The organism is Paenibacillus sp. PastM-3 (assembly GCF_029893965.1).
In the GTDB taxonomy this organism is placed as follows: domain Bacteria; phylum Bacillota; class Bacilli; order Paenibacillales; family Paenibacillaceae; genus Paenibacillus_AQ.
In genome coordinates, this window is record NZ_JARXXP010000001.1 from 695,070 (window position 1) to 721,416 (window position 26,347).

At 51.8% G+C, this 26,347-nt stretch carries 28 protein-coding genes; 6 read left to right on the forward strand and 22 right to left on the reverse strand.

Annotated features, from left to right (window positions below; all coding sequences use genetic code 11):
* Positions 1 to 126: 126 nt before the first annotated feature.
* Both M2108_RS03120 and M2108_RS03125 read right to left on the reverse strand, forming a co-directional pair.
* Complete coding sequence (locus M2108_RS03120) at positions 127 to 990, reverse strand: cation diffusion facilitator family transporter (RefSeq protein ID WP_277467334.1); 864 nt, start codon at positions 988 to 990, stop codon at positions 127 to 129.
* 326 nt (positions 991 to 1,316) lie between these two features.
* The gene (locus tag M2108_RS03125) at positions 1,317 to 1,820 is read right to left on the reverse strand and encodes a ferritin (RefSeq protein ID WP_277467333.1); all 504 of its coding nucleotides are present in this window, start codon (positions 1,818 to 1,820) and stop codon (positions 1,317 to 1,319) included.
* 116 nt (positions 1,821 to 1,936) lie between these two features.
* On the opposite strand from M2108_RS03125, the gene nagZ reads away from it, so the two are divergent.
* Positions 1,937 to 3,274: a beta-N-acetylhexosaminidase gene (gene nagZ, locus M2108_RS03130; protein ID WP_280776867.1), complete on the forward strand. Its 1,338-nt coding sequence runs from the start codon at positions 1,937 to 1,939 to the stop codon at positions 3,272 to 3,274.
* A 77-nt stretch (positions 3,275 to 3,351) separates the two neighbouring features.
* On the opposite strand, the gene M2108_RS03135 is transcribed toward nagZ, so the two are convergent.
* The 5 genes from M2108_RS03135 to M2108_RS03155 form a co-directional block, all read right to left on the reverse strand.
* Positions 3,352 to 4,449 carry an efflux RND transporter periplasmic adaptor subunit gene (locus tag M2108_RS03135; RefSeq protein WP_277467330.1) on the reverse strand — a complete coding sequence of 366 codons (1,098 nt, stop codon included), beginning with the start codon at positions 4,447 to 4,449 and terminating at the stop codon, positions 3,352 to 3,354.
* Positions 4,450 to 4,501: 52 nt separating this feature from the next.
* On the reverse strand, positions 4,502 to 5,878 hold the full coding sequence (locus M2108_RS03140; protein WP_277467329.1) for an ABC transporter permease: 1,377 nt from the start codon (positions 5,876 to 5,878) through the stop codon (positions 4,502 to 4,504).
* On the reverse strand, positions 5,875 to 6,588 hold the full coding sequence (locus tag M2108_RS03145; RefSeq protein ID WP_277467328.1) for an ABC transporter ATP-binding protein: 714 nt from the start codon (positions 6,586 to 6,588) through the stop codon (positions 5,875 to 5,877). Before M2108_RS03145 ends, M2108_RS03140 begins: the two co-directional genes overlap by 4 nt.
* 34 nt (positions 6,589 to 6,622) lie before the next feature.
* On the reverse strand, positions 6,623 to 9,196 hold the full coding sequence (locus M2108_RS03150; protein WP_277467327.1) for a hypothetical protein: 2,574 nt from the start codon (positions 9,194 to 9,196) through the stop codon (positions 6,623 to 6,625).
* A gap of 183 nt (positions 9,197 to 9,379) precedes the next feature.
* A complete protein-coding gene (locus tag M2108_RS03155; protein WP_277467326.1) occupies positions 9,380 to 10,213 on the reverse strand; it encodes a helix-turn-helix transcriptional regulator in 834 nt (277 codons plus the stop codon).
* A 143-nt stretch (positions 10,214 to 10,356) separates the two neighbouring features.
* Here M2108_RS03155 and M2108_RS03160 point away from each other — a divergent pair, with 143 nt between their 5' ends.
* From M2108_RS03160 to M2108_RS03170, 3 genes are all read left to right on the forward strand, one after another.
* Positions 10,357 to 12,411 carry a beta-galactosidase gene (locus M2108_RS03160; protein WP_277467324.1) on the forward strand — a complete coding sequence of 685 codons (2,055 nt, stop codon included), beginning with the start codon at positions 10,357 to 10,359 and terminating at the stop codon, positions 12,409 to 12,411.
* Between the two features lie 742 nt (positions 12,412 to 13,153).
* A complete protein-coding gene (locus tag M2108_RS03165) occupies positions 13,154 to 13,891 on the forward strand; it encodes an AzlC family ABC transporter permease (protein WP_277467322.1) in 738 nt (245 codons plus the stop codon).
* A complete protein-coding gene (locus M2108_RS03170; protein WP_277467321.1) occupies positions 13,882 to 14,208 on the forward strand; it encodes an AzlD domain-containing protein in 327 nt (108 codons plus the stop codon). The genes M2108_RS03165 and M2108_RS03170 overlap by 10 nt, the downstream gene beginning before the upstream one ends.
* A gap of 57 nt (positions 14,209 to 14,265) precedes the next feature.
* On the opposite strand, the gene M2108_RS03175 is transcribed toward M2108_RS03170, so the two are convergent.
* The 11 genes from M2108_RS03175 to M2108_RS03215 form a co-directional block, all read right to left on the reverse strand.
* Complete coding sequence (locus M2108_RS03175) at positions 14,266 to 15,609, reverse strand: hypothetical protein (RefSeq protein WP_277467320.1); 1,344 nt, start codon at positions 15,607 to 15,609, stop codon at positions 14,266 to 14,268.
* Positions 15,606 to 16,688, reverse strand: coding sequence for a DUF58 domain-containing protein (locus tag M2108_RS03180; protein WP_277467319.1), 1,083 nt, complete (start codon positions 16,686 to 16,688; stop codon positions 15,606 to 15,608). The genes M2108_RS03175 and M2108_RS03180 overlap by 4 nt, the downstream gene beginning before the upstream one ends.
* A 3-nt stretch (positions 16,689 to 16,691) precedes the next feature.
* Positions 16,692 to 17,669, reverse strand: coding sequence for an AAA family ATPase (locus tag M2108_RS03185; RefSeq protein WP_277467318.1), 978 nt, complete (start codon positions 17,667 to 17,669; stop codon positions 16,692 to 16,694).
* Between the two features lie 94 nt (positions 17,670 to 17,763).
* Positions 17,764 to 18,270, reverse strand: a complete 507-nt coding sequence (locus tag M2108_RS03190; RefSeq protein ID WP_277467317.1) for a GerAB/ArcD/ProY family transporter — start codon at positions 18,268 to 18,270, stop codon at positions 17,764 to 17,766.
* A 220-nt stretch (positions 18,271 to 18,490) separates the two neighbouring features.
* Positions 18,491 to 18,718 (reverse strand): hypothetical protein, encoded by a 228-nt coding sequence (locus M2108_RS03195; protein ID WP_277467316.1) that lies wholly within the window; start codon positions 18,716 to 18,718, stop codon positions 18,491 to 18,493.
* A gap of 22 nt (positions 18,719 to 18,740) precedes the next feature.
* Positions 18,741 to 19,052, reverse strand: coding sequence for a Ger(x)C family spore germination C-terminal domain-containing protein (locus M2108_RS03200; RefSeq protein ID WP_277467315.1), 312 nt, complete (start codon positions 19,050 to 19,052; stop codon positions 18,741 to 18,743).
* Between the two features lie 77 nt (positions 19,053 to 19,129).
* Positions 19,130 to 19,258 (reverse strand): hypothetical protein, encoded by a 129-nt coding sequence (locus M2108_RS03205; protein WP_280776869.1) that lies wholly within the window; start codon positions 19,256 to 19,258, stop codon positions 19,130 to 19,132.
* Positions 19,243 to 19,428: a spore germination protein gene (locus M2108_RS31550; protein ID WP_277467782.1), complete on the reverse strand. Its 186-nt coding sequence runs from the start codon at positions 19,426 to 19,428 to the stop codon at positions 19,243 to 19,245. Before M2108_RS31550 ends, M2108_RS03205 begins: the two co-directional genes overlap by 16 nt.
* Positions 19,395 to 19,568, reverse strand: a complete 174-nt coding sequence (locus M2108_RS31555; RefSeq protein WP_280767944.1) for a spore germination protein — start codon at positions 19,566 to 19,568, stop codon at positions 19,395 to 19,397. The genes M2108_RS31550 and M2108_RS31555 overlap by 34 nt, the downstream gene beginning before the upstream one ends.
* Positions 19,540 to 19,818: a hypothetical protein gene (locus tag M2108_RS03210; protein ID WP_277467314.1), complete on the reverse strand. Its 279-nt coding sequence runs from the start codon at positions 19,816 to 19,818 to the stop codon at positions 19,540 to 19,542. Before M2108_RS03210 ends, M2108_RS31555 begins: the two co-directional genes overlap by 29 nt.
* Positions 19,819 to 19,855: 37 nt before the next feature.
* Positions 19,856 to 20,719, reverse strand: a complete 864-nt coding sequence (locus tag M2108_RS03215) for a DUF421 domain-containing protein (RefSeq protein WP_277467313.1) — start codon at positions 20,717 to 20,719, stop codon at positions 19,856 to 19,858.
* Between the two features lie 217 nt (positions 20,720 to 20,936).
* Between M2108_RS03215 and M2108_RS03220 the strand changes: the two genes are divergently transcribed.
* Complete coding sequence (locus M2108_RS03220; RefSeq protein ID WP_277467312.1) at positions 20,937 to 21,143, forward strand: DUF1657 domain-containing protein; 207 nt, start codon at positions 20,937 to 20,939, stop codon at positions 21,141 to 21,143.
* A 100-nt stretch (positions 21,144 to 21,243) separates the two neighbouring features.
* Here the strand turns inward: M2108_RS03220 and M2108_RS03225 are convergent, their stop codons facing one another.
* On the reverse strand, positions 21,244 to 22,317 hold the full coding sequence (locus M2108_RS03225; protein ID WP_277467311.1) for a Gfo/Idh/MocA family protein: 1,074 nt from the start codon (positions 22,315 to 22,317) through the stop codon (positions 21,244 to 21,246).
* Positions 22,318 to 22,329: 12 nt separating this feature from the next.
* On the reverse strand, positions 22,330 to 23,217 hold the full coding sequence (locus M2108_RS03230; protein WP_277467310.1) for a sugar phosphate isomerase/epimerase family protein: 888 nt from the start codon (positions 23,215 to 23,217) through the stop codon (positions 22,330 to 22,332).
* Positions 23,218 to 23,341: 124 nt separating this feature from the next.
* Between M2108_RS03230 and M2108_RS03235 the strand changes: the two genes are divergently transcribed.
* A complete protein-coding gene (locus tag M2108_RS03235; protein ID WP_277467309.1) occupies positions 23,342 to 24,229 on the forward strand; it encodes an AraC family transcriptional regulator in 888 nt (295 codons plus the stop codon).
* Positions 24,230 to 24,303: 74 nt separating this feature from the next.
* On the opposite strand, the gene M2108_RS03240 is transcribed toward M2108_RS03235, so the two are convergent.
* On the reverse strand, positions 24,304 to 25,086 hold the full coding sequence (locus M2108_RS03240) for a DUF3221 domain-containing protein (RefSeq protein WP_277467308.1): 783 nt from the start codon (positions 25,084 to 25,086) through the stop codon (positions 24,304 to 24,306).
* A 96-nt stretch (positions 25,087 to 25,182) separates the two neighbouring features.
* Positions 25,183 to 26,343 (reverse strand): Gfo/Idh/MocA family protein, encoded by a 1,161-nt coding sequence (locus M2108_RS03245; protein WP_277467307.1) that lies wholly within the window; start codon positions 26,341 to 26,343, stop codon positions 25,183 to 25,185.
* Positions 26,344 to 26,347 lie beyond the last annotated feature (4 nt).

The following is a 26,347-nucleotide window of genomic DNA, read 5'->3' on the forward strand; positions in this document are numbered from 1 at the left end:
TCAATTGTTATTAACATAATGATATTATATGCACAGGGGTTATGGTAATGTCAAGCTTCTATTGTTTATTTATGGAAAACAAAAAAGCCTGATTGCTCAGGCTTTCCGCTTAAACCGCACTTCCATTTACACCGGCTCGATATGCACCAGCACATCAGAAACCCGGTGCCGGCCTTTCAGCTGATCTTCGATCTCTTCCGTAATATCGTGGCTTTGTACGACATTGAGACTGGATTTGACTAGTACCGTTGTATCAACCAGCACGTTGTTGCCGTGCACTCTCGCTTTGATGTCTTTGATGGATTCCACACCGGCAATTTCTGCCACCGTCTGCTTCATCAGCTCGAGCTGCCCTGCATCGAAGCCGTCAGTCAGGTCATGGGTAGCTTTGCGGAAGATGTCCCAGGCCGTTTTGCAGATCAGCAGGCCGACGATAACTGCCGTTACCGGATCGAGCCAGGGCAGGCCAAATTGCGATCCGATGATCCCGATAAAAGCCCCGATGCTGACAAGCGCATCCGAACGGTTATCCTGAGCCACTGCCTGCATGGCATTACTGTTAAGTCTGCGGGCCAGCTTGATGTTATACAGATATACAACCATCATGACCACGGCACATGCGGCTGCGGTCCAGGCGGCAATCAGATCAGGCGTCTCCAGCACCGGCTGGACGAACTTGTTCACGCCCTGGTACAGAACTTGAAACCCTACAGCAATCATGATGAAGGAAGCAATCAATGCGGCAACCGTCTCCGCTCTGAAATGCCCGTAGCTGTGATTGGAATCCGGGGGTCTTCTCGAAATTTTGAGACCGATCAGAATGGCAATGGATGCAATAATATCGGTGCTGTTGTTAAGCCCGTCGGCAAGCAGCGCCTGTGAGCCCGAGAAGTTCCCGATCAGCAGTTTGACAGCAGATAACACTATGTATGCCAGCAGACTGAGCCAGGCCCCTTTTTCACTTTGTTTGATATCGCTGTAGTTTTCCAAAACAAAAGAACCTCCAAAACAATAGTATTGTTCCATACTACATGCTGGCATCCGGGTGGGTCTAGAGAAACAGTGTTGCCGGCCGGCGCAATAGTTAACCTCTCTAAATAGAGTTGGATACCCGGAAGTCTGTTGCTGCATGCAACAACCTTTGCATTAGTTCAACTTTTAACGATCAGACTGGCTGCCGGATACACTTACTAAGGCTGTACTGTAACTTTTTCATCTTTGCTGCGTCAATTACTTATGTAAAAAAACGGGACGTATTCTGTTAAAGAATACATCCCGCATTTGGCTATAGTATGGCGAAGATCCGGTTCTGCAGCTTATTCCGCAGGCGGCGTGAAGGAACGGGCGGCAAATTCAGCATCCAGCATGTAGAAGGCGTTGCTGTCCGTCTCAATCCGTTTGAGCTTGGCGATAATATTGCTGAACAGCGCTTCTTCCTCCACCTGCTCATCAATGAACCATTTCAGGAAATAGATGGTTGCATGCTCGCGTGCATCCAACGCCAGGTCAGCCAGATGATAGAATTTCTTGGTATTCTGCTGCTCATGGGCAAAGGCATGCTCAAAAGCATCCAGCATGGAGGTGTAGTTGTTGTTAGGCTCCGGCATAGCTGCCAGTGTGGCGCGGTAATCACGGTCATTGAGGAATTTGTAGATCTTCATGGCATGGAACCGTTCCTCCTCGGCCTGTACCAGGAAAAAATTGGCGAAGCCGTCCAGGCTCTCACCGGAACAATATGCAGCCATTGCCAGATAGACATGAGCGGAATAAAACTCAAAATTCATCTGTTCATTAAGTGTCTTCATCAAATCTTCCTTCATGAACACGTCACCTCATCCTTGTAAAATGAATTACTTGTTAAGCCTATGTACTGCTTATTCTTATACATCTTATCATCCCGGGATGTGAATCTGCAAACGAAAGGAAGGCCACTTATATGATCAATTTCGGCCGAAACACCTGGATTATCACAGCTATAGCCTTGATGCTGCTAACCGGCTGCAGTTCAGAGAACAGCGCCGCGGACAGCCCTCCTCCGTCACCAGCTTCTGCCTCACCTGCAACTGCTGCTGGCAGCGGTTCAGCGCCTGCAAATTCCTCTACGCCGCAGCCAGCCGCTCCTGAATCCCCGGCAGCTCCAGCAGTTACACCGCCCGCAGGATCTGACAGCAGCAAGGACACCCTTGTAACAATGATTGCCGGGATGTCCCTGGAGCAAAAAATCGGACAGATGCTGCTGGCCGGTATTGACGGTACCCAGCTGGACAGTGAAGCCAAGCGGATGATTGCGGAAGACGAGATCGGCGGGATCATCCTCTATAAAGACAATATCAGCAGTCTTACAAGCATGATCTCCCTGATCAACGCACTGAAGCAGAGCAATAGCGCAAACAAAGTTCCGCTGTTTATGAGCGTCGATCAGGAAGGCGGCAAGGTGAGCCGGATGCCTGAAGAATATGCTGCTATTCCGGCAAACAGTAGGGTCGGAATCACAAACCAAAAGGAAAGTGCAGCGGTGATGGGCAGTCTGCTGGCCAGGGAAGTCCTGTCAGCCGGCTTTAATATGAATTTCGCCCCTGTGCTGGACATCAACAGCAATCCGGATAATCCGGTCATCGGTGAGCGTTCCTTCGGGAATAATGCTGAGCTTGTATCCCGTCTTGGTATAGCCGAGATGAAAGGTATTGCTTCAGAAGGCGCCATACCGGTGATCAAGCATTTTCCAGGTCATGGTGATACCTCTGTGGACTCTCACCTTGAGCTGCCCGTCGTGAACAAAAGCGCCGCAGGGCTTGCGAAGCTGGAATGGCTGCCGTTTCAGGCCGCGGTCAAGGAAGGTGCGGATGCTGTAATGGTGGCCCATATTCTTTATCCGCAGCTTGATCCGGACAAGCCGGCCTCCCTCTCTGCTGAAATTATTAGCGGGCTGCTCCGGGAGCAGATGGGCTTCGGCGGGGTTGTCATTACGGACGATCTGACAATGGGAGCCATCACGGATCACTATACGCTGCCTGCGGCGGCAGTAGATACTGTCCTTGCCGGCAGTGACATCCTGCTGATTGCCCACGAATATTCTAATGAACGGAAGGTGCGGGCCGCGCTGCTGGAGAGTGTCCGCAGCGGCGTGATCCCGGAATCACGGATTGACGAAAGCGTGTACCGTATACTGGCACTCAAAGAAAAATATAAGCTTACCGATAAGCCGGTTGCCGTCCCCGATCTGACAGAACTGAACAGTGATATCAAGGCATGGCGCAAGACTCTGGTAAAGTAAGTCCGTCAAAGGATAAACAGGGTAACAGCAAAGGGAGCTCCGGCATCAACAGCCGCAGCTCCCTTTTGTATTGGAATCTATTGCAGAACGACCGTATCCCCGGCCTTCAGTCCGCTCAGAACCTCCGTTTTATCCGAAGTCTCCAGCCCGATCTTGATCTCCTGGCGTTCGTAAACCCCGTCACCTTTATCCAGCATAACAAAGCTCTGTTCGCCTTCATGTATTACTGCCATACTGGAAACCACTACCGCATTCTCCCGGCGCGAGGTCTCGATATCCCCGCTCAGGCTTAAACCGCCGATCAGGTGCTCGTTAGGCTGCAGCGAAATGACCACATCAAATTGCGGAACCTGGCCGGCCGAATTCTGCCCGGTCGTGTTGGTCGCAAACTTGGAGACCTCCGTCACTTCTCCGCTCAGAATCAGATCCTTCATTGCCGTCATTTTCACATTAACTTTCATTCCCTGCTTGATCTTGAAAATGTCCTGCTCCCCGACTGAAGCAATGAACTCCAGCTTGTTCAGATCGACAATTTTGCCGATATACTGGTTGTCTGTCACCGTCTGCGGGCGTTCGGTGCTGCTGTCATACAGGAAAATCCCTGTAGCTGGCGCATGATATACAGCAGTGTTCAGCTTAGCCTTCTTATCCTTGAGCTCCTGCTGCTGGATTTCTGCGTTGACCTGATTCAGCTCATTATTCAGCCGGGCAGCCTCTTCTGCAGCCAACGCCTTGAGGCGTTCTGCCTCTGTACCGATCGGAGCCGCGCTCTCATCCTCCTGCTGGCTGACAAAAGCGTTAAGCTCCGCCTCGAGCTCAGCCTTGCGGATCGCCGCCTCCGTCTGTGCAATCTCGTTCTTGAGTGTAGACTGGTCAAGGGTAAACAGCACATCGCCCTTCTTGACCTGTCCGCCGTTCTCCACCTTCCAACCGGTTACCTTGGAGGCAAACGGTGCATAGACCAGCGTCTCCTCCTGGTACTGGGATTTCCCCTTGACCTGCACCGAGCTGGTCACTGTTTCCTGGGTCACAGGGAAGCTGATTACCTGCGGAGGCTCCATCACCATTTCCGCTTCCTCGCCCTTAAACAATTTGCCGTACAGCATATAACCTGCGCCTATAATGATTGCTGCGATAATAATCCATTTCAGGCTCCGCTTGATTATCCTTTTCATTTTCGGGCTTCCTTTCAACTTGAATTACATTTACTATAGCTTGAGCCAACGGCTAATCCCGTTTAATCGCTGTAAGCGCGTCGGTTCTGGATGCACTGATTGCCGGGTAAATCCCTGACAGCACGCCAGTCATGATGGCAAAGGCCAGTCCTACCGGAATGGTCGTTAACGGGATGAAGAAGTTCAGGCTGTCCCCCGCTGTACCAACCAGCTTATTAAGCCCCATGATAATCAGATATGAGAACAGTACACCCAGCAGCCCTCCGAGAAGTCCGAGCAGCGCCGCTTCCGTAATGAACATATTGCGGATTTGCCCCATGTTGGCGCCCAGCACCTTCATAATACCGATCTGCCGTCTGCGCTGATGCGTGGACATCGTCATGGCTACAATAATTGAGATGGATGCAATGACCAGGATGAATACCCCGATGCCGAGCGCAGCCATTTTTATCATATCGAACTGCTCCTTGAGCATCTCCTGCTGATACAGATTATCCATGGCACTCAGATTCAGCTTTTGGATCATGGCCTCCACCGATTTGATGTTGTCTGTGCTGTCCACCTTTACCGTAACGGTTTTGTAGCTGTTTTCCTCTACATTCGGGGTCATGCCGTTATTATTGCCGAAAGACAATTGCTCGGTCAGCATAGCAGCTGTTTCAAGCGAAACGTACATGATTTTTTCATAAGAGGCCCGCAGGTCATCTGTTCCTTCCGCCGTAGCCAGAATACCGCCCACCTGGAGCGCCGAGCTGAGCTTGACTTTACCCTCCGTGGTTGAATAATCCGTTGCCTGAAGCTGCACCTGCTGCCTGTACATCTCTGAAGGAAGCACAGACAAGCTGTTGTACTGGTTCATGAGGTCCGAATTGAACGGGTCAGCCCCCATCTGCTCATACAGCTTTTGCCGGGTCTCATTGTCAATCAGACCGAGTGTCGCCCCGTAATTGAGCACTACCATGCCCGGAAGATCGGTAACACCGCCCTGCTTGAACTTAAAGCCGAACTCCTTAAGGGCCCGCAGGTCTGTTGCTTTAACTTGAACATCGGCAATTTTGTTATCAACCGTCAGCATCTGCATATAACCGGCGTCTTCAAAAGGTGCAGCTGCCACAACATGATTCAGACTCTTTATAATCTCCAGCTTCTGGGCCGTGAGCTTGCCTGGGTCGAGGTTTTCATTGTTCTGCGCAGCACCTCCACCGCTGGGCTGCGATGGAATGCCGCCGCCTGGAGTAACGGTGATTTCATCCATTTTAAAATTCCGGTTCACTTCGTCTGTTACATAAGTCTGGGCGGACTGGCCGATGCTGAGCGCAACAATGATGGCCGCACAGCCGATGGAGATCCCAGTCATGCACAGGCCGGTAACCACCTTCCGCCGTTTGACCTGATCCCAGGCCATCCGTGAAATATCCCTGATCTTCATCCCGTACCTCCTTGTGCGGACTCTGCATCTGCTGATGAAGGAGGATTGTTGATCAGATAGCCGTCACGCAGGGAAAATGTGCGCTGCATCTGCTCTGCAACCTCCAGTTCATGTGTGACAACAATAAAAGTTGTCTTCAGGGACTGGTTCAGCTTCAGCAGAATCGCGATAATCTCTTCCTCTGTCCGGGTATCCAGATTACCGGTCGGCTCATCCGCGAATATAACGGAGGGCTCGGTAATCAGTGAACGGGCGATACTGACCCGCTGCTGCTGACCGCCTGAGAGCTGGGACGGGAACAAATCCGCTTTGTCCGGGATGCCGACCTGCTCCAGCAGCGCCAGCGCTTTTTGCTTGCGCACTGAGGGGGACACAGACTGGAATACGAGCGGTAGCTCAACATTTTCACGCACCGTAAGGCTTGTAATCAGCTCATAAGCCTGAAAGATAAAGCCGATGTGCTTGCGGCGGAATTCGGCCAGTTTATTCTCGCCCATCTGGACGATATCATGGCCGGCAATGTAAATATGGCCTTCCGTCGGCTTCATCAGCCCGGCCATCAGGTTCAGCATGGTGGATTTACCAGAGCCGGAGCTGCCGAGCAGCGCGACCATCTCACCTTTGTTGACTGTAAAATTAATGTCGTGCAGAACCGGTGTCCATTCATTGCCGGTTTTGAACGAATGCTTGATATTTTCAACTCGCAACATGGAAGCTGCTCCTTTGTGGACTTAGAATAGATCGTTATTTCTCTGTCGCTTTCTCATCATCTGCCGGCTTAGGCAGCGGAATAAAACGCATGGTGAAGGTTTGGCCGCCCAGCTCCTGGCGTTCACCCTGGAACTCATCGAAAAATGTCAGCCTGTAAGTACCGCCGGTTATCTGCCTGTAGAGCATATTTGAAAAGGATACTGCATAGCTATGGTTGCTTCCCTCCGTCAAATCCGTACCAAACGCCAGCACCTTGTCCTGGGATTGGCCGAAGGGGTCGGTAATTCTCAGCACCAGCTTATGTTCAGATTCTCCGGCATCATAGGCATTTTCCCGCTTCAGGTTGTATGTAATATTCAATGATACCGTATCACTGGCTTCCACATGGCTTGCGTCTGTGGTAATCACATTTAAGGTATACGGATAAAGGACAATATTTTGCAGATTGGCTGCCGGAACAACAGCCCGTGGAGTAAGCGGAAGCGAAGCTACATTGATAAATCCGGTCGGTTGTTCTCCACTCTCACTGAGCTTGCTGCCTGTCACACCTGATCCCAGATATGCCGCCACCTCTGCTGTAGCAACTGTTTTGGGCAGCTTGGCCCACAGTGTGATCAGCTGCTTACCGCCCGGTGTCGCCAGGTTGTCTGACTGGTTCACCTTGGCTTCGTAGAATTGTCCGTCCGCTGTTTTGAAATATGCCTGCAGGCGGGCCATCTTGCTCTGCCGCTTCTCGGCGCTGCTCATCAGAACCTCGGTGTACAGGATGTTGAAATTACTGCCTTCATAGACTGTCGTTTTGTTTTCCTGAACGGCAGCATTTTTGCCTTTGCCGGTAATAACATAGCTGTCTCCGCGTTTAAGCTGGTTCACACTGCTTATGAAGCTGGTTGTGCTGAAGTCCAGGAACGGAATACTCTCGGTTTCCGATTTGACAGACAGATTAACCCGCACATTGTCGAACTCATCCGTATACGGAATTTTGGTCAGCAAGGAAATGTCCGTATATTGACCCGGTGCAAGCACCGCCGCTTCCTTGTCCATCAGCAGGTCGGTTGTTGCCGCCAGATTGTCGTTATCCAGCTTCAGTGCGCCTTTGAGATCAGGTATGGTGAGATTAACGGACTGGTTATTGGTAATTCTCACTTTGGCCAGGACAATATCATCATCTTTCCATGGGTAACGCTGTAGCGACTGCAGGCTGTAGGAGAATGTTCCGTACTGGTTCGTTGTTCCGTACTCCTGACCGCTGCGCACATCGGCCCGCAGGGTATACGGAATTGTAAAATAGGCAACCGGAAACACAAGCTTTGCAGATGTATCGCCAGCCGCCTCACCTGCCCCTGAGCCACCGGTATCATTACCGGCAGAGGCGGTTACTGCTTCAATCATTTGCAGCTGCAGAGAGGACTGCTCCACCTGAAGCGGAATTTCCGCAGTCAGCGGAACGACCTTGGTCTCCAGCGGCTTAAGGGTAAGACCGCTCAGACCCTTGGCATTAACCGGGAATGCTGTACCCTTGGCCGATTTGACTGACAATTCGTAAGCAGGCAGGGTCACCGCCTTGTTGCCGGTATTTTTGAGCTGCAGCTGGAAGGACCAGACTGCCTTGTCATCCTCTGCATAGACAGCGGCTCCGGTAAGCTTTGTATCCACTGTGTTGCTGTTTACGAGCATTTTTTTGACAGCACCGCTAGCCACTACAAGATCCGGAGTGGTAGCGGCCGGCAGCTTGAAGGAAGATTTGGCCAGTTCAAGCTTAAGTGTTTCATCCTTCTGGGTGAACTGCAGCTTCATATTCGCCGTATTCAGGTAAGCAGGGATTTCGGTCAGATAAAAAATGGTCCTTTTCTCCTGCGGCTGTATCTTATAGCCAGTCTGGGAGCTGTTCAAGGCAAGCTCAAAGGAAGTTCCGCTTGCTGTAACCAGATATGCCGAGTAGCCCGGATCTCCGAGTACGTTGCTGCCCTTATTGGTAATGTTGATGCCAACCATGGCGTATACTTTGCCGCCGTACTTATAAAGCTGCAGGGAGTCGGCGCTTGCCGAGACCGGAATATCGTTCATCTTGGTATTGATGCTTTTGCCCAATCCCGCTGTTGTGGAATAAGCAGCCGGAATAGCGAAGGAACCGGTATGCTTCAGGTATCCCTTGCTCTTCGTGTCCCACACATACATGGCAATCTTGACACCTGAGAGGGACTTCGTCTGGCCGATATTCACATAGTATGTAATACTCATGCTGTTCTTGGCAGCGATCTTTTTCTTCGTCGCATCTGCGGTCACCGGATTACCCGGAATGATTGAACCGCCCGGTGTGACGACACGGGAAAAATAACGCTGCAGATTCACAGTCGAGCTGCTGTTATTGGTAACTTTCAGGGTGTAGGTCAAAATATTACCGCCCGACTGCGTCCAAATGTTCACATCTTCAATCGCTGCGGTTACTCCTGCTGACATTGTAATCGGACTTATCTTGACTGCTGCTGCGGCTGACGTTTGGGTACCCGCCGCCTGAACTGCAGGCACCGCCAGGCTTCCTGCCAGCTGGGCAACGGTCAGGGTGCCCAGGAGCAGGGCAACCGATCTTTTTCTGAACTGTCTCATTAATTTCCTCCCAGAAATATTTGCTAGAGTTATTATAGTTGCTATCACACAGGGAATTGTATCCAATTTGTAACTCTTCCTGTCACGTTGTAACCTTTTCCCCACCAACATCCTGCTAAACAGCGTGGTCATCGACGTTTAAAGAACAGGCGTTGTTAACATTTCTCTTCCCTTCTACCAAACCTATGAACGGAAAGAGCGGCGGTATTGGCTGGGAGGCAGGCCTTCTGCTTCTTTGAATACCTTGATAAAATAGCTGGACTGCTGGAAGCCGCTCTGGAGCGCGATTCTCTCGACCGGAAATTCCGTAGAGACCAGCAGCAGCTTGGCTCTGGCCAGCCGGCATTCGCTCAAATAACGGTTAGGCGTCTTTCCCATGGTGGAGCGGAACAGCCGCAGAAAATGATAGCTGCTGTATCCTGCAAGCCGCGACATGCTTTCCAGTGTCCATGGCCGTTCACATTCGTTATGGATAATATCAGCTGAGCGGCGGATGGAATGGCGGATTTCCAGCGGAACCGATCCGTGCAGAGGCTCGGAGTTCTGCAGCAGGGTGACAAGAATTTCATACAGCACTGCTGACAAGCGGGGCTCGTTCTGTGTCTCGTAGGCTGCACTGAGGCGGTACATCTCCTCAAACAGGTGTTCAAGACCGGCATTCAGGTCAAATGTGAAAAAGTATCCCTGCGACTGGTCAGCTTCCTCCAATAATGGCAGGGATAACGAAGTGCTGAAGTGGACCCAGCGCACCTCCCATGGCTGCACGGGATCTGAGCCATACTGCTGATAAGCACCCCGGGGATAGAGAAAACCTCTGCCCATACCCATAGGTATCCTAATTCCATTCTGAAACACATACCCCGAACCGTCAAAAACCAGATGCAGATTGTAGCTGTTCAGCATCCCTTCGCTCCTGCGCTCCGCATGTTGCGGGAAATCGCTGTAATGCCCGATAAACTCCGGATAACAGACATAATGGGCATAAGCCGGAGCCGGAAGCACACGTTGTTTCATCATTGCCTTTCTCCTTTTCCTTTTGGATCTTCAGCACGCAATATAATCATATAATAGCAAGATTATGTTATATAAGACATCTCAGTGCGGCTATTACAATAGATTTATAGATTGTATAAAGCATCTTTTTACATTTGGAGGTTATGATGAAGAAACCTGTTGCTGACCAGAAGTTTGAGCTTGGCGTTTGTTATTATCCGGAGCACTGGCCGGAGGAAATGTGGGATGACGATTACCGCCGCATGGTAGAGACAGGCTTTACCATTGTCCGGATGGGCGAGTTTGCCTGGTCCATTTTTGAACCGGAGGAAGGCCGCTTTCAGTTCGGGCTGTTCGACAAAGCCATTGATCTGGCGCATAGCCATGGACTCAAGGTGATCCTTGGAACACCAACGGCTACACCTCCTGCCTGGCTGACAGAAAAATATCCTGAAGTGCTTAACGTAACTCAAGAAGGCGTAACCCTGCAGCATGGCATGCGCCGGCATTATAATTACAGCAGTCCGAAGTACCGTGAGCTGTGTGCCCGGATCGTGACTCAAATGGCCGAGCGTTACAGCAGCCACCCCGGTGTTGCCGGCTGGCAGATTGACAATGAACTGAATTGTGAGATTAACGTATTCTACTCTGAAAGCGATCACACTGCTTTCCGTGAATGGCTGCAGCGGAAATATGGCACGCTGGATAAGCTGAACGAAGCCTGGGGCACGGTTTTCTGGAACCAGAGCTATACCAGCTGGTCCCAGGTTTTCCTGCCACGTCCTACGCCAGTTCCCGGGCAGCCCAATCCGCATCAGGCACTGGACGAGAAGCGTTTTATCTCCGACAATTCCATTTCGTTTGCCAAAGTACAGGCTGACATCCTCCGGGAAAAGGCTCCTGGACAATGGGTGACAACCAACGGCTTATTCGGTCATCTCGACAGCCATGAGCTGAGCGATGAAATGCTCGACTTCTTCAGCTATGATTCCTATCCGCAGTTCTCCAGCATCTCTAATGATCTGAATGAGCGGAATCCGCTTGCTGACCGCAGCTGGAGCTTATCGTTATCGGTAGTGCGTTCGATCAGCCCTAACTATTGCATCATGGAGCAACAATCCGGACCGGGAGGCTGGGTTAACCGGATGGATATGCCATCCCCTAAACCGGGACAGATGCGTCTTTGGACATACCAGTCCATTGCCCACGGCGCCGATATGGTACTCTACTTCCGCTGGAGAACAGCTACCATGGGCAACGAGATTTACTGGCACGGTATCAATGACTATCACAATCTGCCGAACCGCAGAGTACGGGAAGCTGCAGAGATCGGCAAGGAGCTCGGCGCGGCAGGCAAAACTATTATCGGCACAACGGCCAAGGCATCCATTGCCATCGTGCGCGATTACGATAATGAATGGGACGGCGAATACGACATCTGGCACGGGCCGTTCATGTGGCAGAGCAACAAAGAGTGGTTCAAGGCGCTGCAGCATAAGCACATTCCAACAGACATAGTGTATATACGAAGCAAGACAACCGCTGAGGAATTGTCCCGCTATGAGGTGCTGGTCTATCCGCATCCCGCCATCATGACTGATGAAACGGCAGCTCTGCTGGATGAGTACGTGCAGCAGGGCGGCAAGCTGATCTTCGGCTGCCGGACCGGTTATAAGGATTCCCGGGGCCATTGCTATATGCGTGCATTCCCGGGAGCAGCCAAAGAGCTGTGCGGTATTACTGTTGAAGAATTCACTATGGTCAAAGGCAGACGCCTTCCGACAACCATTAAGTGGGCCCATGGAAGTGATGAGCTGACCGGCGCGGATTCCTTCAATGATATTCTGCATGTGGAAGCCGATACTGTAGAGGTGATGGGTACCTACGCCAGCGATTATTACGCCGGCAAGCCCGCGGTTACACGGAACAAACGCGGCCTCGGCGAGGTATGGTATTACGGGGCTGTATTCAATGAGGAAGCAGCCGTGAGAATAATAGACAGTCTGGAGCTGGCTTCTCCTGCTGCCGGATGGCTGGAGCTGCCGGCCGAGGTGGAGCTGCAGATCCGCAGCAGCGAGTCCGCCAGCCTGACCTTCCTGCTTAACTATAACGAGCTGCCTGTGGAAATTCTGCTCAAGGAGGCCCGTACAGATTTACTGACAGGCCGAATACTGGAAGGTAAGTTCATTATGGACGGATTTGGCGTGCTGGTGCTTCAATAGGCGGATGTCCATACCGGGAGGCTGTAACTTAGAGCCAATCAACCGTAACATTAAACCGATCAGAACAAAATAATGAACCTCTCAGCCACAGTGCTCTTTACTTAAAATCGCACTGTGGCTGAGAGGCCTTCACGTTTAGGCTGCTGAGTGGCTTACACATTTAGGCTCGACCATGGCTCCCACATTTACGCTGCACAGTGGCTTCCTCATTTACGCTGCACAGTTACTCCAACATGTAAGCTCCATCATTTAGTTGGATTTTCAACACTTAAAATCATCAAATCTCAGTATTTCAAATGTTTTGTTGGAAAATCAACACTTAGTTAGCACGAAATGTCTTCTTTGGTTCGAAAATAGCAAAAATAAGTGTTGTTTTTCCAATTAGATTTTCCTTCCCGGTCATTTTCCAAGGAAATAGATGATGAATTTCCACTTAGATTATATTTGGAAAGCCAAGTATCCCCCGAATAGCACTTCCCATCCTTGAGCAGATCAGCATAACTGTATCGTTACACCTAAACAGGCGAACCCGCAGTTAGTTGCAGATCCCATTAGCCGCAGATCACGCAAATATATTAAAGGTCCCGTCCGCATGAAACAATGCGGCGGGACTTTTTTACATTTTGCTTTGATTAGCCCGTGAAGATTTCCCTTGCCAATCCGCGCAATTTATAAGATATTAAGATAATGCGTTTTTCCTGCAAAGCGTTAAATAAAGACAGGCTGAAAGGAGGCCGTTCTCATGAAAACCGATACTGTACAGGCGGAACTTGCTGCTGCTCCAGACGACAACGAAGAAAGCTTCCTTCAGGGAGTCAAGGATTGTATCCCTACTCTGCTGGGTTATCTGAGCATCGGCTTTGCAGCCGGTGTTGTCGAGAAAACCGCCGGACTCTCTCTGGCCGAAATCGCCTTGATTTCCATTATTCTGTACGCCGGGTCCGCCCAGTTTATTGCTGCCGGAATGATTGCTGCCGGCAGCACGGCGACCAGCATTATTATTACAATCCTGCTGGTCAATCTCCGGCATCTGCTGCTCAGTGCAGCCATCTCGCCGTACTTCCGCCATCTGACACCGCTGCGCAATTTGCTGATCGGCACACTGCTGACAGATGAAACCTTTGGTGTTGCTATTCAGAGAAGTGCACGCAAGAAGGCAATCAGTGAGAAATGGATGCACGGCCTGAATATTACCGCTTATCTTAACTGGATCATTGCCAATCTGGCCGGTGCGGTGCTTGGGCAATGGATTTCGAGTCCGGAGGAATGGGGCCTGGACTTTGCCCTTCCGGCCATGTTCATCGGACTGCTGGTGCTTACGCTTATCAGCAGAAGCAAATATGCCCTTGATATTACGGTCGGCCTCATTGCGATGATTATTGCAGTTGGCCTGTCCATCCTCTGGTCCCCCAGTATCGGGGTCATAGCAGCAGCAGTTATAGCCTCAACGATAGGAGCTGTGATGGAAAAATGGAAGTAAGACCTGATATATTCCTGATTATACTGGGAGCGGCGCTGGTTACATTTATTCCTCGCGTGCTACCGCTGATGCTGCTCAGCCGGATAACCATCCCCGAATGGGGGATGCGCTGGCTGAATTACATGCCGATCGCCGTCATGTCCGCACTGGTCGCCCAGGAGCTGTTCACCCACGGCGGGCAGTTCTCGGCTCTGAACACGAATGTGGAGCTGATCGCCGCCCTGCCGGCTTTCTGGGTTGCCATCAAAACCCGCAGCCTGCTGGGCACCGTCCTAACTGGCGTATTGGCGCTGATGCTGCTCAGGCTGTTGTTCTGATCCTGCTTCAATCGAAAGTCCTCAGCCCCGGAAGCGCTCAATGCTGCTCCGGGGCTTTTAGAGCTTCAGCTGTTTTTTGAGCTGGTCCAGCTGTCCGGGCTCCCTGCCGGAGGCCGAAGACCGAGACTGTCCATATCTGGCCTCATTATACAATTGCAGCAGTTCTGCAGCCTGCGCTTCACTCCCGCTGCGTTCCCCCTTACGGGCCTGCTTCCGGTCCCCGGTCCATTCCGCCACATCCGCTCCCGTCTCTTGGGGGGTCAGATGGCTCTTGATCTGATATCCCTCAGCAGCTCTGGCCTTCAGCCAGTGGCGGTAGAGCCAGCGTACACGCTCACTGCTGCCGTCCATAGCCTCCCAGCGGTCGCCCCTCCCCCCCGGCTTCAGCCGGTTTATTACAAATTTCCGTAGACTTTCCATGGTCTGCTCCCAGGCAAAAACGCTCTCCTCTTCATCCTTGAATCCAGTCTGTTCCCGGGCGTTCTCCCTCCGCAATATAGACAGGATAGAATCGACTGCACGGCGGAAGATGCCGCTGCTGTTTCTGTATAGCCAGCGCGCACCGAAATAGAGTACGGCAAGCGCAATACCCGCCGCAAGTCCATAAAAGACCACATCAAGAATCGCAGACAACAGTCCCGGCTCTTTCATTTCGGTCGGCAGGAATTCCTGAGATGCCGGCATGTCCTGCCGACTAATGGGTACGTCTTCTGATTTGGAGAACAGCCTGGAAAGGAAACCAAACAGCAGGTAGAATGCGCTCATTATCAGGGTTGCAATGGCCTTGACCGCACCTGATGCAAGTAAGGCTGCTGCGGCAACAAACAGCACCAGGGACAGCCGGTTATACCGCTTCATCCCGAAGGGCAGCCGTTCAGCTCCGGCTGCAAAGGAATTGTAACGCAGAAAACTGAGGTTGGAATTCAGCAGGGCAAGGATAAGGCACCCGCAGCCGCACCAGGTCAGCAGAGTCAGGCTATGCTGAAGCTCGGGAACCCGTGCATATATAATGACCGCTGCGAAATAAACCGTAAGACCAATAGCATAGGTCTTAATTCCAAGCTCGCGGTCTGCCGCATTCATTCCCAGATAGGCGAACAAGGCGCAGACCAGCATCATCGGTATTGTATTAAACTCTGCTCCCAGCAGAATGAATCCGGCCGCAGCTCCAATGGGCAGTGAAGCAAGGATCTGCATCCACCTGCGATTGACCCTATGCCGCAATAGCACCCCCGACAGGGATATTACAGGCAGAATTAAATACCACGGAAACGGAGCCTGCGCTGGCTGTAAATAAACCTCAAGTACAATCCATAGCGGTAGAAACAGCAATCCCTCAATTAGACACGCCATCCACAACCCAAGAGAAAACTTCAGCCGCTTGCCGAAACTGCTGCTCATGCGCTGTCCCTCCCTTCTCCGGGAATATCCAGCCAGGCCACACCATTGCCGAGCAGCCGCAATTCCTCTGCCGCATGCATAAGCTCGGCTCCGCGGTGGCAGCTGATAATCAGGTAATCCCTATCAGACGGGCTGTTCTCGGCCTCAAGCTCCAAGAGCCGCGACATTGGCAGGGTGCGGTCCAGCTGCAGGCGTGCAAGCAGGCCAAGCATTTCCAGCAGGCTTCCCGCCTGGGCGGCGTTCACCGCATCCGTCTCACCGTCCAGTCTTCCATTAGACATTAGTCCGATTTCAAGGCCGTGTCCGTCTGCATATTCCGCCACTGTTGCCGCATAACGGATGCCCAGCTCAATCCGCTCCGTATCTGTAATATTGCGCCACATGTTGTCACTGTTCTCCACGTTCAGGCAGATGATCAGCCTGACATCAGCAGTGTGATCCTTTTGATGTACCTGCATCACTCCGGTCCGGGCGGTGGCTTTCCAGTTCATGGCGCCGAGCGAGTCGCCCGGCCTGTATTCCCGGGTGCCTGCGGTCAGGAACGGGTCCTCCACAATCCAGCGTTTGACCGGAAGCTCTCCGAGCCAGCTGTGGACTGGCAGCGGCAGCTCGTAGATATCCATCATCTGGGGATATACCAGCAGCTCCAGCTGCAGCGGGAACTGCTTGCTGTTCCGGCTCATCCCGAACAGATCACCGGTCGTCATCGTTACCGATTCCAGGCGGAACAGGCCCCGCTGCGTACAGCGGATCTGATGCCGGCGCCTGATATGCCGGTATGACCGCAGATAGAACAGGCTGATATGGTTCTGGTAAATCTCGCCGCTGCTGACACCAAGATTGTCCTGGCTGGCGAACTCAAGCCCCCGGGCAAGGCTGGATTCCAGCCTCAGCCAGGGGAGCGGCAGCAGCTTGCGGTTGACAATCTCCTCTACCATCTCTATCTGCTCACCCTGATAGACGGCAGAAGCGGAAAAATAACGGGAATAGCTGAGTTTTTTTAGCGCATTACGCTGGTAAATCACAGAGACAAGCACCAGCAGCGAAAGTGTGCTGATAATAAACCAGGGAAGGGACATGGGCTACGCTCCCCTTCCGCCTCTTGCCGCCGGGACAGGTTCGGCCGGAACCTCCACTTCGCGCAGGATTTGCTGCACTGTTTCCGCAGCCTGACCCTCCCGCGCCCCCGGACCGCGCTGAAGTACCAGCCGGTGTGCCAGCACCGGCCCGGCCACTGCCTTAATATCATCAGGGATTACATAATCCCTGCCCTGGATTAAGGCATAGCCCTGAGACGCACGCAGCAGCGCGAAGCCGGCACGCGGACTGGCACCGAGCTTGACGGCCGGCGCCTTGCGGGTTGCTTCCACAATCTGCATCAGGTAGGCAAGCAGATCGTCGCTGATGTTCACTGCTGCCGCCAGGCGCTGTGCCTCCTGAATTTGCCGGGCATCCGCAATTGCAGCCGTGTCCTCCAGCGGATTGTTCAGGCGGAAACGCTGCAGAATCCGTACCCCTTCCTCAAAAGCCGGATAACCCGTCGTTATCCGCAGCAGGAACCGGTCCAGCTGGGCTTCCGGGAGCGGGAACGTTCCCTGGCTGTCAACCGGATTCTGTGTTGCAATTACCAGAAAAGGCGCTTCCAGCCCATGGGTCACACCGTCGATGGTAATCTGGCGCTCCTCCATACATTCCAGCAGGCTGGACTGCGTCCGCGGAGTAGCACGGTTGATCTCGTCGGCCAGCAGAATGCTGGCAAATATTGGCCCCGGCCGGAATTCAAACTCTCCCGTTTTCTGATTATAGTAATTGATGCCGCTCAGATCGGAGGGCAATAAATCCGGGGTGAACTGGATCCGTTTGAACGGGCAGTCCAGGGAACGGGCTAGTGTCTTGGCCAGAAGGGTTTTTCCCGTACCGGGGACATCCTCCAGCAGCACGTGGCCGTTTGCCAGCAGCGCTGTTAGCAGCAGGTCTACTCCGGCCTCTTTTCCGACTATCACCTTTGAGAGATTGTTACGGATTGAGCTTATGAGCTCGCCAGCCTCTTGAATATTCATGAAGCATTCCACCATCCTATCGTCTATAAGGTATGTACTAAAGCTTAATCATACCAGAAAGCGCATCCAAATTATAATAAATAAGTCGCAGCGTTCAGCCTGCGGGCTTATTTATCTTGGATTTAAAGAACGCTGTCACAGAGTAATAGACGGGAATGCATTCCACAACCAGCCAAACCCCCACTGCATTATATGAACTGAAATCATAGTAGTATCTGGAGATGCTGATAGAATAGAGAAAGGCGATGAGAACCGAACACAGGGTAAGGAACGGAACCATCAGCTTCTTCCCCTTCTGTCTGGTCAGATATAAGGCGCATTTGCTGGCCACATAGATCATAAATGAGCTGTGAATGAACATGGAAGCGGACCAGATGCCAATCAGAATGGGGTCCAGATTTCCCAGAATATCGTCATGCGACGAACTGCGCACCATATCAAGGTAAGGATACTGCAGATCTTTTCCCATATGCGGCCCGAAATTCAGCATGGTGAGCGCCCACCCGGCCAGCACAAATACAGTCAGAACCAGCTCGGAGAGCAAAACTTTTTTCAGCATATTCGTATTTATTTTGAGCTCCGGGGCGACAAACAGGAACACGACTCATTCGGAAAACCATGAGCTGACTGCAAAGGAATCTTTAATCATGGTACCCGGGTCGAAGTAGTGGATAAACGCAGGAAGCATCTGAAAATTGGAATTGGGTAAAAACAGATACAACGAAAAGCATGTGGTGACGATCAGCAGCAGAAAACACCCTCTGCCATATACACTAATGTAGTTAAACCCTTGGCCGCTGTATATGCAATGACTGTGCCGATTACCAGGTGTACTGCTCCCCGAATTGGATCCAGGGCTGCCCAGGCTTAAGCTTCCCTACATGAATCATACTAAACAGAAGGATGATCGATAATGCGCTGCCAATCAAAATCGTGGTCCAGCCCTGATATCCCGAGTCTGAAACGATGATGGGAATCAGAAAAATGGAGGTTTGGGAGTTGAAATAGACCAGGCTGAAACGGAACATCTGCCAGTTAGTTGTACGCATAGGTCCTCCTTTGCCTGATCCTTTATTTGCTTGCCCCAAAATCTACAATGCGTATATCCGACGTCACAATGATCTCTGCCTGATCAGCATAATAATCACTCCAGTGTTCTTTTAGCTTCTTCCATTCCCTTGGATGGTTCCATTCGAGCAGCATCCCAAGCTGCAGGACGTCGGCTCTTGCCTCCTGAGTATGCTCTATTGCTTTCTTTAGTTCTAAAGTGATTCTCTCCTCAAGCTTGTGCCGGATCAGACGGCTGTGATCCACTGCCTCGTCTGTATTATTGTCATCAAAAAGAGTGCTCGCCTTTCCTTTGCTTTCCTGCTCGTTCCACATTACAGTGTACATGGGAAGCGTCAGATGCCCGGACAGGTCTCCGGCGGCCCAGGAAAGCGCCCTGCACTCATCGCTGTTTAGGTTCCTGTCATTTTCATGCCGTTGAAGAGCATCCCCCCCTGTACACCTGCCCATTTCACCGGCTCGCCCTGGTCCTTCTCCTCCGCCTTCTCGCCAAACGAAAGAAAGTTCATGGCATATCCCATATTGTTGGACTCCGCCAGCAGACAATCCCGTATGGTGCTATGTAGCTGATGCCAAGTGCGCCGTCCATATTCAGATTAACCAGAACCTCCTCTATTTCAGCGAGAATTTCCGGCTTGTACAGGCCTTCGATATAGATCAGGTACACGTCGGTCTTAGTATATTTTCCGATATAAAAAAATGCTTGGTCTTCAGGTCAGCATGCTTGATCTTGTGGCGCAGCAGAGACAGATTGGTGGCCACATCCTCAATTAAGGCCTCCTGGGGACCGATAACAACCAGCTCATTCTGTGATTCGGAGACTGCTCTCATAAACCTTGATATAGGGAATGGCAAAGGCTGAACCGTGATCCAGACGCTTTAGAAAGCCGGACCAGTCCGGCTCTCCGTTGGCCTCGGACTTCAGCGGGGAAGCGACAAATTCCTGGAGGCTGAGGGTATCCACGATAGACGGGATATAGTTCAGCATGCAGGGGTGCCCGTGAATATTAATTGACTGGTATACAGCATCGCTGCAGCCTTGCAGCTGCTCCTGTATAGCATCCAGAACACTTTCGGCCATTTCTTCCCGCCTCCTCCGGCTGAATGGTGAATCTGACTTAATTTGTCTGAATATAGGGCTTTAATTCCTGCAGCAGCTTCTGCAGTCTGGCCGAGCTGTCCCCGTACATCTGCTTCGCCTCCTCATTGCTGGTGGACAGGCTGAACAGCTCCAGATCCGCTTCGCATTTTTTGAGGAGGGCATAGAGCTGGGGTTTGTCCTGGGGCTGCGGCACCTGCACCTTATCGGCATACAGATCAACCGTCAGCTCCCCGTAGGAATCCACCTGCCCGAGAAAAACATTCTCCACCGTAAGCCCCTGCTTTTCAAGCTCACCATTCAGCCAGCTGCGTGACAAGTTCAGCGTATCCAGGGGTTCATCCAGTATTTTGCCGTCCATGATGACAGCCTGCGTCTCCTTTTCGGGCGCCACCTTAATCCCCAGATCCTTGGGTGTCAGCGGCAAATTTTCCTTTTTGAGCAAAACATTAATGGCACCGTCCGACTCCATAATGGCAAACTCAACATCGGCCATTTTAAAAACATCCTTCTTGCGCAGCTCTTCAAGGAGTTCATCTGTAGTCAGCCTTTCTTTACGCATCGTATCCTCCATAATCTTGCCGTCCTTGATCAGTACGCTTGATTTGAAATCAATAAAATCACGGGCCTTTTTGCTTTTAAGCTGCAGATATTCGATTCCCAGAGAGAAGAGCACCCAGACAAGCAGCGCAATAATCCCCAGATGCCATGTCTTGTCCGTATCCAGCGAAATATATGCAGCCACACTCCCTATGGTAATTCCTGTTATATACTCAAAAAAAGAAAGCTGTGAAACCTGTCTTTTGCCAAGCAGCTTGGTTAAAAAGAACAAGACCACAACAGCAAATATAGTTCGTACAATGACCTCTAGCCATTCAGGCATGCTAATCCCCCCGTAAATTACAGTTATGTTCGTGCTAATGCCTTATTCATTATTGGTCAAAAGAGGGGGGAATTACTCGTGTCCCTAAAATTCTGATGTTTCATAACCATATCCATCTTAGCAGCTGGTTGGATTTACCAGGATTACCTGAAGCTAAACAGTCAATACTGATGATAGTCAGCCAGCTGTTAATTAAGAATGTGGAGGGAATCAAGTTATGACTGTTGCTTCGCAAGTAAAAACCTGCCTGTCTTCGTTAAAAGGCGCCCAGGCCAGCCTCGAGCAGTTCGCATTGGAAACCCAGAATGAGGAAGCCAAAACTCTGTTTACCAGTGCAGCTGAACAGACCCAGCAGATTGTTACACAGGTGGAAAGCCGTGTAACCCAGCTGGAGAAGGAAGAGCCCCAGTATAGAGGTTTCTAGGCTTTTAAGTTTTTAGGTTTTTCGGGTGTAAAAAAGAGGCCGTCCCCTACTGCAGCTTCTGCAGAACGCGGGACAGCCTCTTTGTCATTATCATTTTCGCCTAAATTCCGGCTTCCTGCCGCAGCACTTGACCGGAGAAGTTCAATAAGCTGGCGATTTCCAGCTTACGGCCTGTCCTGGCACTCTCCAGTGCACCGAAGACCATAGCCATACTGTAAATATTGTCGCGGCAGTCTGTTTCAGCCGGGCGCTGCTCACTGAGCGACTGGAACATTTCGCGGAGGCAGCCGTGATGGAAGGTTTCTTCCATCGGTACCTGAGCTCCTTCGAGCCGCTCGTATTCACGCAGAAACTGTTCATTGTTTGCATTGTCCCGGATCACCTCGGCATAAGGCATTCCCGTACCATCCCACATGATTGCGCCCTGCTCACCCTGTACCCGCCATGATGCTTCCCAGGAGGTAGGCGCACCTTCCGCACACCACGAGCCCTGATAGCAGAATACGGAGCCGTCCGACATCTCAAAGATACAGACAGCCGCGGCATTGCCGGCATACCAGGAGCCTGGAGGGTTAAACTCCTGGCAGTACACGGTAACCGGGTCTGCTCCGCTGATGAACCGTGCCTGATCAAAGGTATGAATTGCCATATCCAGCAGCAGCGGGCTGTCCATGGCATCCCGGAAGCCGCCGAAATGCGGGGCCAGGAAAAAGCTTGCACCCACATAGCCAATCCGGCCGATTGTACCGGCTTCAACCAGCCCTCTAAGCGAGCGGATGCGGGGGTCATAGCGGCGGTTCTGCATTACCGCATGTGAGCGGCCGGTCCGTCCGGCTAACGTTACAATCTCATTGCACTGCTCCAGCGATTCCGCCAGAGGCTTCTCACTGAATACGTTGCAGCCCAGCTCAAGCGCTTCAGTAGCAATATGATAATGACTTGAGGGAACGGTCACATCAAATACCAGGTTTGCCCCAGTCTCCTTGATTGCCTGCTTAATATCCGTAAACGCAGCCGCGGCAAGGCCGTGCTTGCCGGCCATTGCTTCAGCCGCCTCCAGCCGGATATCGACCAGGGCTACAATTTCTGTATCCGGCCGCTTTAAGGCATAACTGATCCATTCATTAGACATTGCTCCGCAGCCGGCCACAGCTACACGATATTGTGCTGTCATGTTAAACCTCCTCTAGACCGGATTGGGGACAAAGCTGCCGCCCCGGCACGATTTCAGATAGTTCAGCGCATGAACCTGCCCGGTCATTTCCAGATGATCGCGGTAAACCGGGTCATGCCAGCCTTCAATGTCAATGGTACCCTTGTATCCCGCCTGGCGGAGGATGCTGATCACATCGGTCCAGTTGGTATCCCCAAAGCCCGGAGTACGGTGCCACACATAGTCCTTGGGTCCGTGGATGCCATATTCCTTCACGATGTCCCAGGCAATCGTTGCGTCTTTGCCGTGTACATGGAATATCTTATCCGTCCATTTGCGCAGCTGCGGAATGGGATCAATCAGCTGCACCATCTGATGACAAGGCTCCCACTCCAGACCGATATTATCAGCCGGAACGGCATTGAACATCTTCTCCCAGGCAGTCGGGTTGTGCGCGATGTTCCAGTCTCCGCTCTTCCAGCTGCCGTCCATGGAGCAGTTTTCAAAAGCGATTCGCACTCCTTTGTCAGCTGCTCTTTTCGACAGCTCCCCGAACACCTCGGCAAATTTGGGCAGCGATTCATCTATCGACAAGCCGGTCAGCCGTCCGGTGAAACCGTTTACGATATCGGTCCCGAATAAATGGGCGTGATCAATCAGCCGTTCCCAGCTTGCCAGTGTATCTGCATTATCACCGGCGCCGGTTAGCGGATTGCCGAACACCCCGACCGCTGAAATGACAAACTGGTGCTCCTCGGCCAGCTCCCGCACCCGCGCTGCCGTGTCTGCCAGATCCGTCTTGCCTGTAGTCTGCCAGAAGGTCAGGCTGTAGGATTCAAAACCGTGACGTGCAATCTGCGGAATCACTCGTACCGCGTCCCCTCCTCCGACCAGTGTACCGATTCTCAATGTATCTTCCATCTTGTGTACCACTCCAATATTGGTTTATAGTTAACTGAATAAACCAAGTATAAGGCTCATTTTAAGCAAAAGCTCTCCTTATCTTGTGCTAATATAGCTGAATCTTGTGGGAGTTGATACCGGCGTGTCCTATCCGAAAGAGCTTAAGGAATACCCCCAGCTTGAAGAAAAAACCTATCCCTTCCGCGTATTCTTCAACGGGTGCAGGGAGGCCCGGCCGGAGCAGAATATCCTGTTCCTGCACTGGCATGAGCATTTTGAAATTATTGTTATGCAAAAAGGCAGCGCTATCTTTCATGTAGACAGCAAGCCTTATCATGCTTCGGCGGGCGACGTCATTATTGTGCCATCAGGCGGGCTTCATGTCGGCTATAGTCTCACTGGCGGAGATATTGCCTTTGTATCCATCGTGTTCCATGCCTCGCTGTTCAAGGACAGGAACCAGGACTCCCAGCATGAGCAGTTTGTGGCTCCTTACCTGAATAACCGCTACCAGTTTCCTGTAAAGCCGGCAGACAATCTTTCTGCCTGCGCTGCCTACTATACGCTGCTGGAATCGGTGATTCATGAAGTGCAGCTCAAGGGTCCGGCTTTTCAACTGGTGGTTAAAAACCAGCTGCATTTGTTCTTTACCCTGCTGGCCCGCTCCTTTCCTCCGCAGCAGGTGGAGGGCAGGCTGCAGAGTGAACGCTACTCGGTCAACCGGGAGCGCTTCAAGCCGCTGCTGGAGTATCTGGACAGCCATTATGACGAGAAAATCAGCATCGAATTTGCAGCAAAGTTCGTAAATCATAACCCCTACCATTTCTGCAAAACATTCAAAAAGCTGACCGGCCGCACCTTCATTGACTACGTGAACCTGTGCAGGGTAAATGAGGCTGAACGTCTGCTGCTGGAGACGGATGCTACCGTTACTGAAATTGCCGGCAAAGTAGGCTGCGACAATCCCAATTACTTTACAAAGCTGTACAAACAATATAAAGGGATAACGCCTTCTGCGGCGAGAAAATAATTGATTTCCGCATACGTAAAAAGAGCACCGTCCAGCTATTATGAACGGTGCTCTTACTTATTGCCGGTGTGCAGCTACTCTATCAGTTCAATCCTCCGCACAGTGGCCTGTGCAGGCAGCGACTCCAGAACGGTTCCCGTCCCCCAGATATGCACCTGCTGTCCCTTTTTCAATCCGGTGAACTCTATTTTCTGCCCGGCAGCATCATAAAGCTCAGAGCGGTCATTGAAGGAGAACCAGTAAGTCGGTGCCTCTTTTCCCGGTTCCAGGATCAGAATACGGTCCACAGTCTCTGACTTCACTTCAACAATGGTTCCGGTTACGCTCGGCTCCCCCAGCTCCTGCACCTCAAAGCGCAGCATTCCGGGATCAATCAGCTTATTCAGAGTCTGTTCGGCAGCCTCCAGATAATCGTCGGGTACGGTAACGCCAAGCTTGTTCTCCCTGACATCAACCCATGAGCCGTATAGGTTAAGCTGCTTGTGCAGATCTTGGTCTGCCAGAAGTTTCTGAGCCGCATCGAGCTCAGCTGCAGAATATTTTACATCGTGCAAAATATAGCTGCCGGAAGTGAATTTATCGGCAAAACGCTGCTCAAGCCCGCTGTCGAGTCCCACAATATTAATATGGACCAGATTGTCCTCCAGATAAATATCCCCGTTGAGTATGCTTTCCTCTGTCAGGAAGAGCTGTACCTTCTCCGGATCAGCCGCAAGCTGTCCGGCGGATGGAGACACGGCCTGAGAAGAGCTTGCTGCAGGTGAAGCTGTACTGGTCACATCCTCTGCATCTGCGCAGCCTGCAAGCAGCAGGCCTAACATACCAAAGCTGATTCCTGCTGTTTTCCATCTGAACATATTCAGCCGCCTTTCCATGATTTCTACTTCTCTAAACGCGCTGAACCATGGAAAGGTTGCTGTTAATAAACGCTGAACTGTCCGGCAGTCTGCTGTCTACATCTCAGATACCTGAACCCAGCGCCGTTCCTCAATAGAACGCTCTACTGCTTCCAGCACTGCCTGACATTTCACACCGTCATGAAAATTCGGCTCCGGCTGGCGGTCTTCGGCAATGGCCGAGGACAGCTCCAGCATCTCATGGATGAACGTATGCTCGAAGCCGATCGTATGGCCCGGCGGCCACCAGGCCTCCGCATAATCATGCGCCGGATCCGTAGCGAGCACACGGCGGAAGCCCTGTACATCTTCAGCGTCAGAAGTAAGATAAACCTCCAGCTCATTCATCCGCTCGAAGTCAAACTTCACGCTGCCGAGGCTGCCGTTGATTTCAAAAGCATTCGTCGAACGATGCCCTGCAGCAAACCGAGTTGCCTCAAAACTCCCGATAGCTCCGCCGGTAAAACGGGCAAGAAACAGTGTCGCATCATCTACAGTGACAGGGCCTCTCGGCGCATCCTTGCCGGCTCTCGCGCTGAGTCCGGTCATCTCTGAGGCCAACGGGCGCTCCTTGACGAACGTTTCGCTCATCCCGATTACCTCCTGAACATCACCAACCAGGAAATGAGCCAGATCAATGAGATGGGCGCCCAGATCTCCGTGCGAACCGGAGCCGGCTACCTCCTTCTGCAGCCTCCAGACGAGCGGAAATTCCGGATCAAGAATCCAGTCCTGCAAGAACCAGGCGCGGAAATGATAGATTTGCCCGAGCCGTCCGCTCTCGATCAGCCTCTTCGCCAGCCGTACTGCAGGCGAGAAGCGGTAGTTGAAGCCAATCATATGTTTAATTCCCGCTGCATTAGCAGCTTCCAGCATTTCGCGTGAATCTGTTAGATTCAGCGCCAGCGGTTTTTCACAGAAAATATGCTTGCCCGCCTTCGCAGCCGCAAGTGCGATTTCCTTATGGGCGTTGCTTGGCGCATTAATATCAATAAGATCAATATCCTCTCTCCCGACCAGCTCCTTCCAGTCAGTCACGCTCTCGGACCAGCCCAGCTGGCCGGCTGCCGCCGACACTGCCTCTTCATTTCGTCCGCAGATGACCGCCATCTCCGGCTTCAGCGCCTGCGGGAAAAACATCGGCAAACTGCGGTACGCATTACTGTGCGCCTTGCCCATAAACTTGTAACCGATCATTCCAATGCGAAGCTGTTTCATCTAA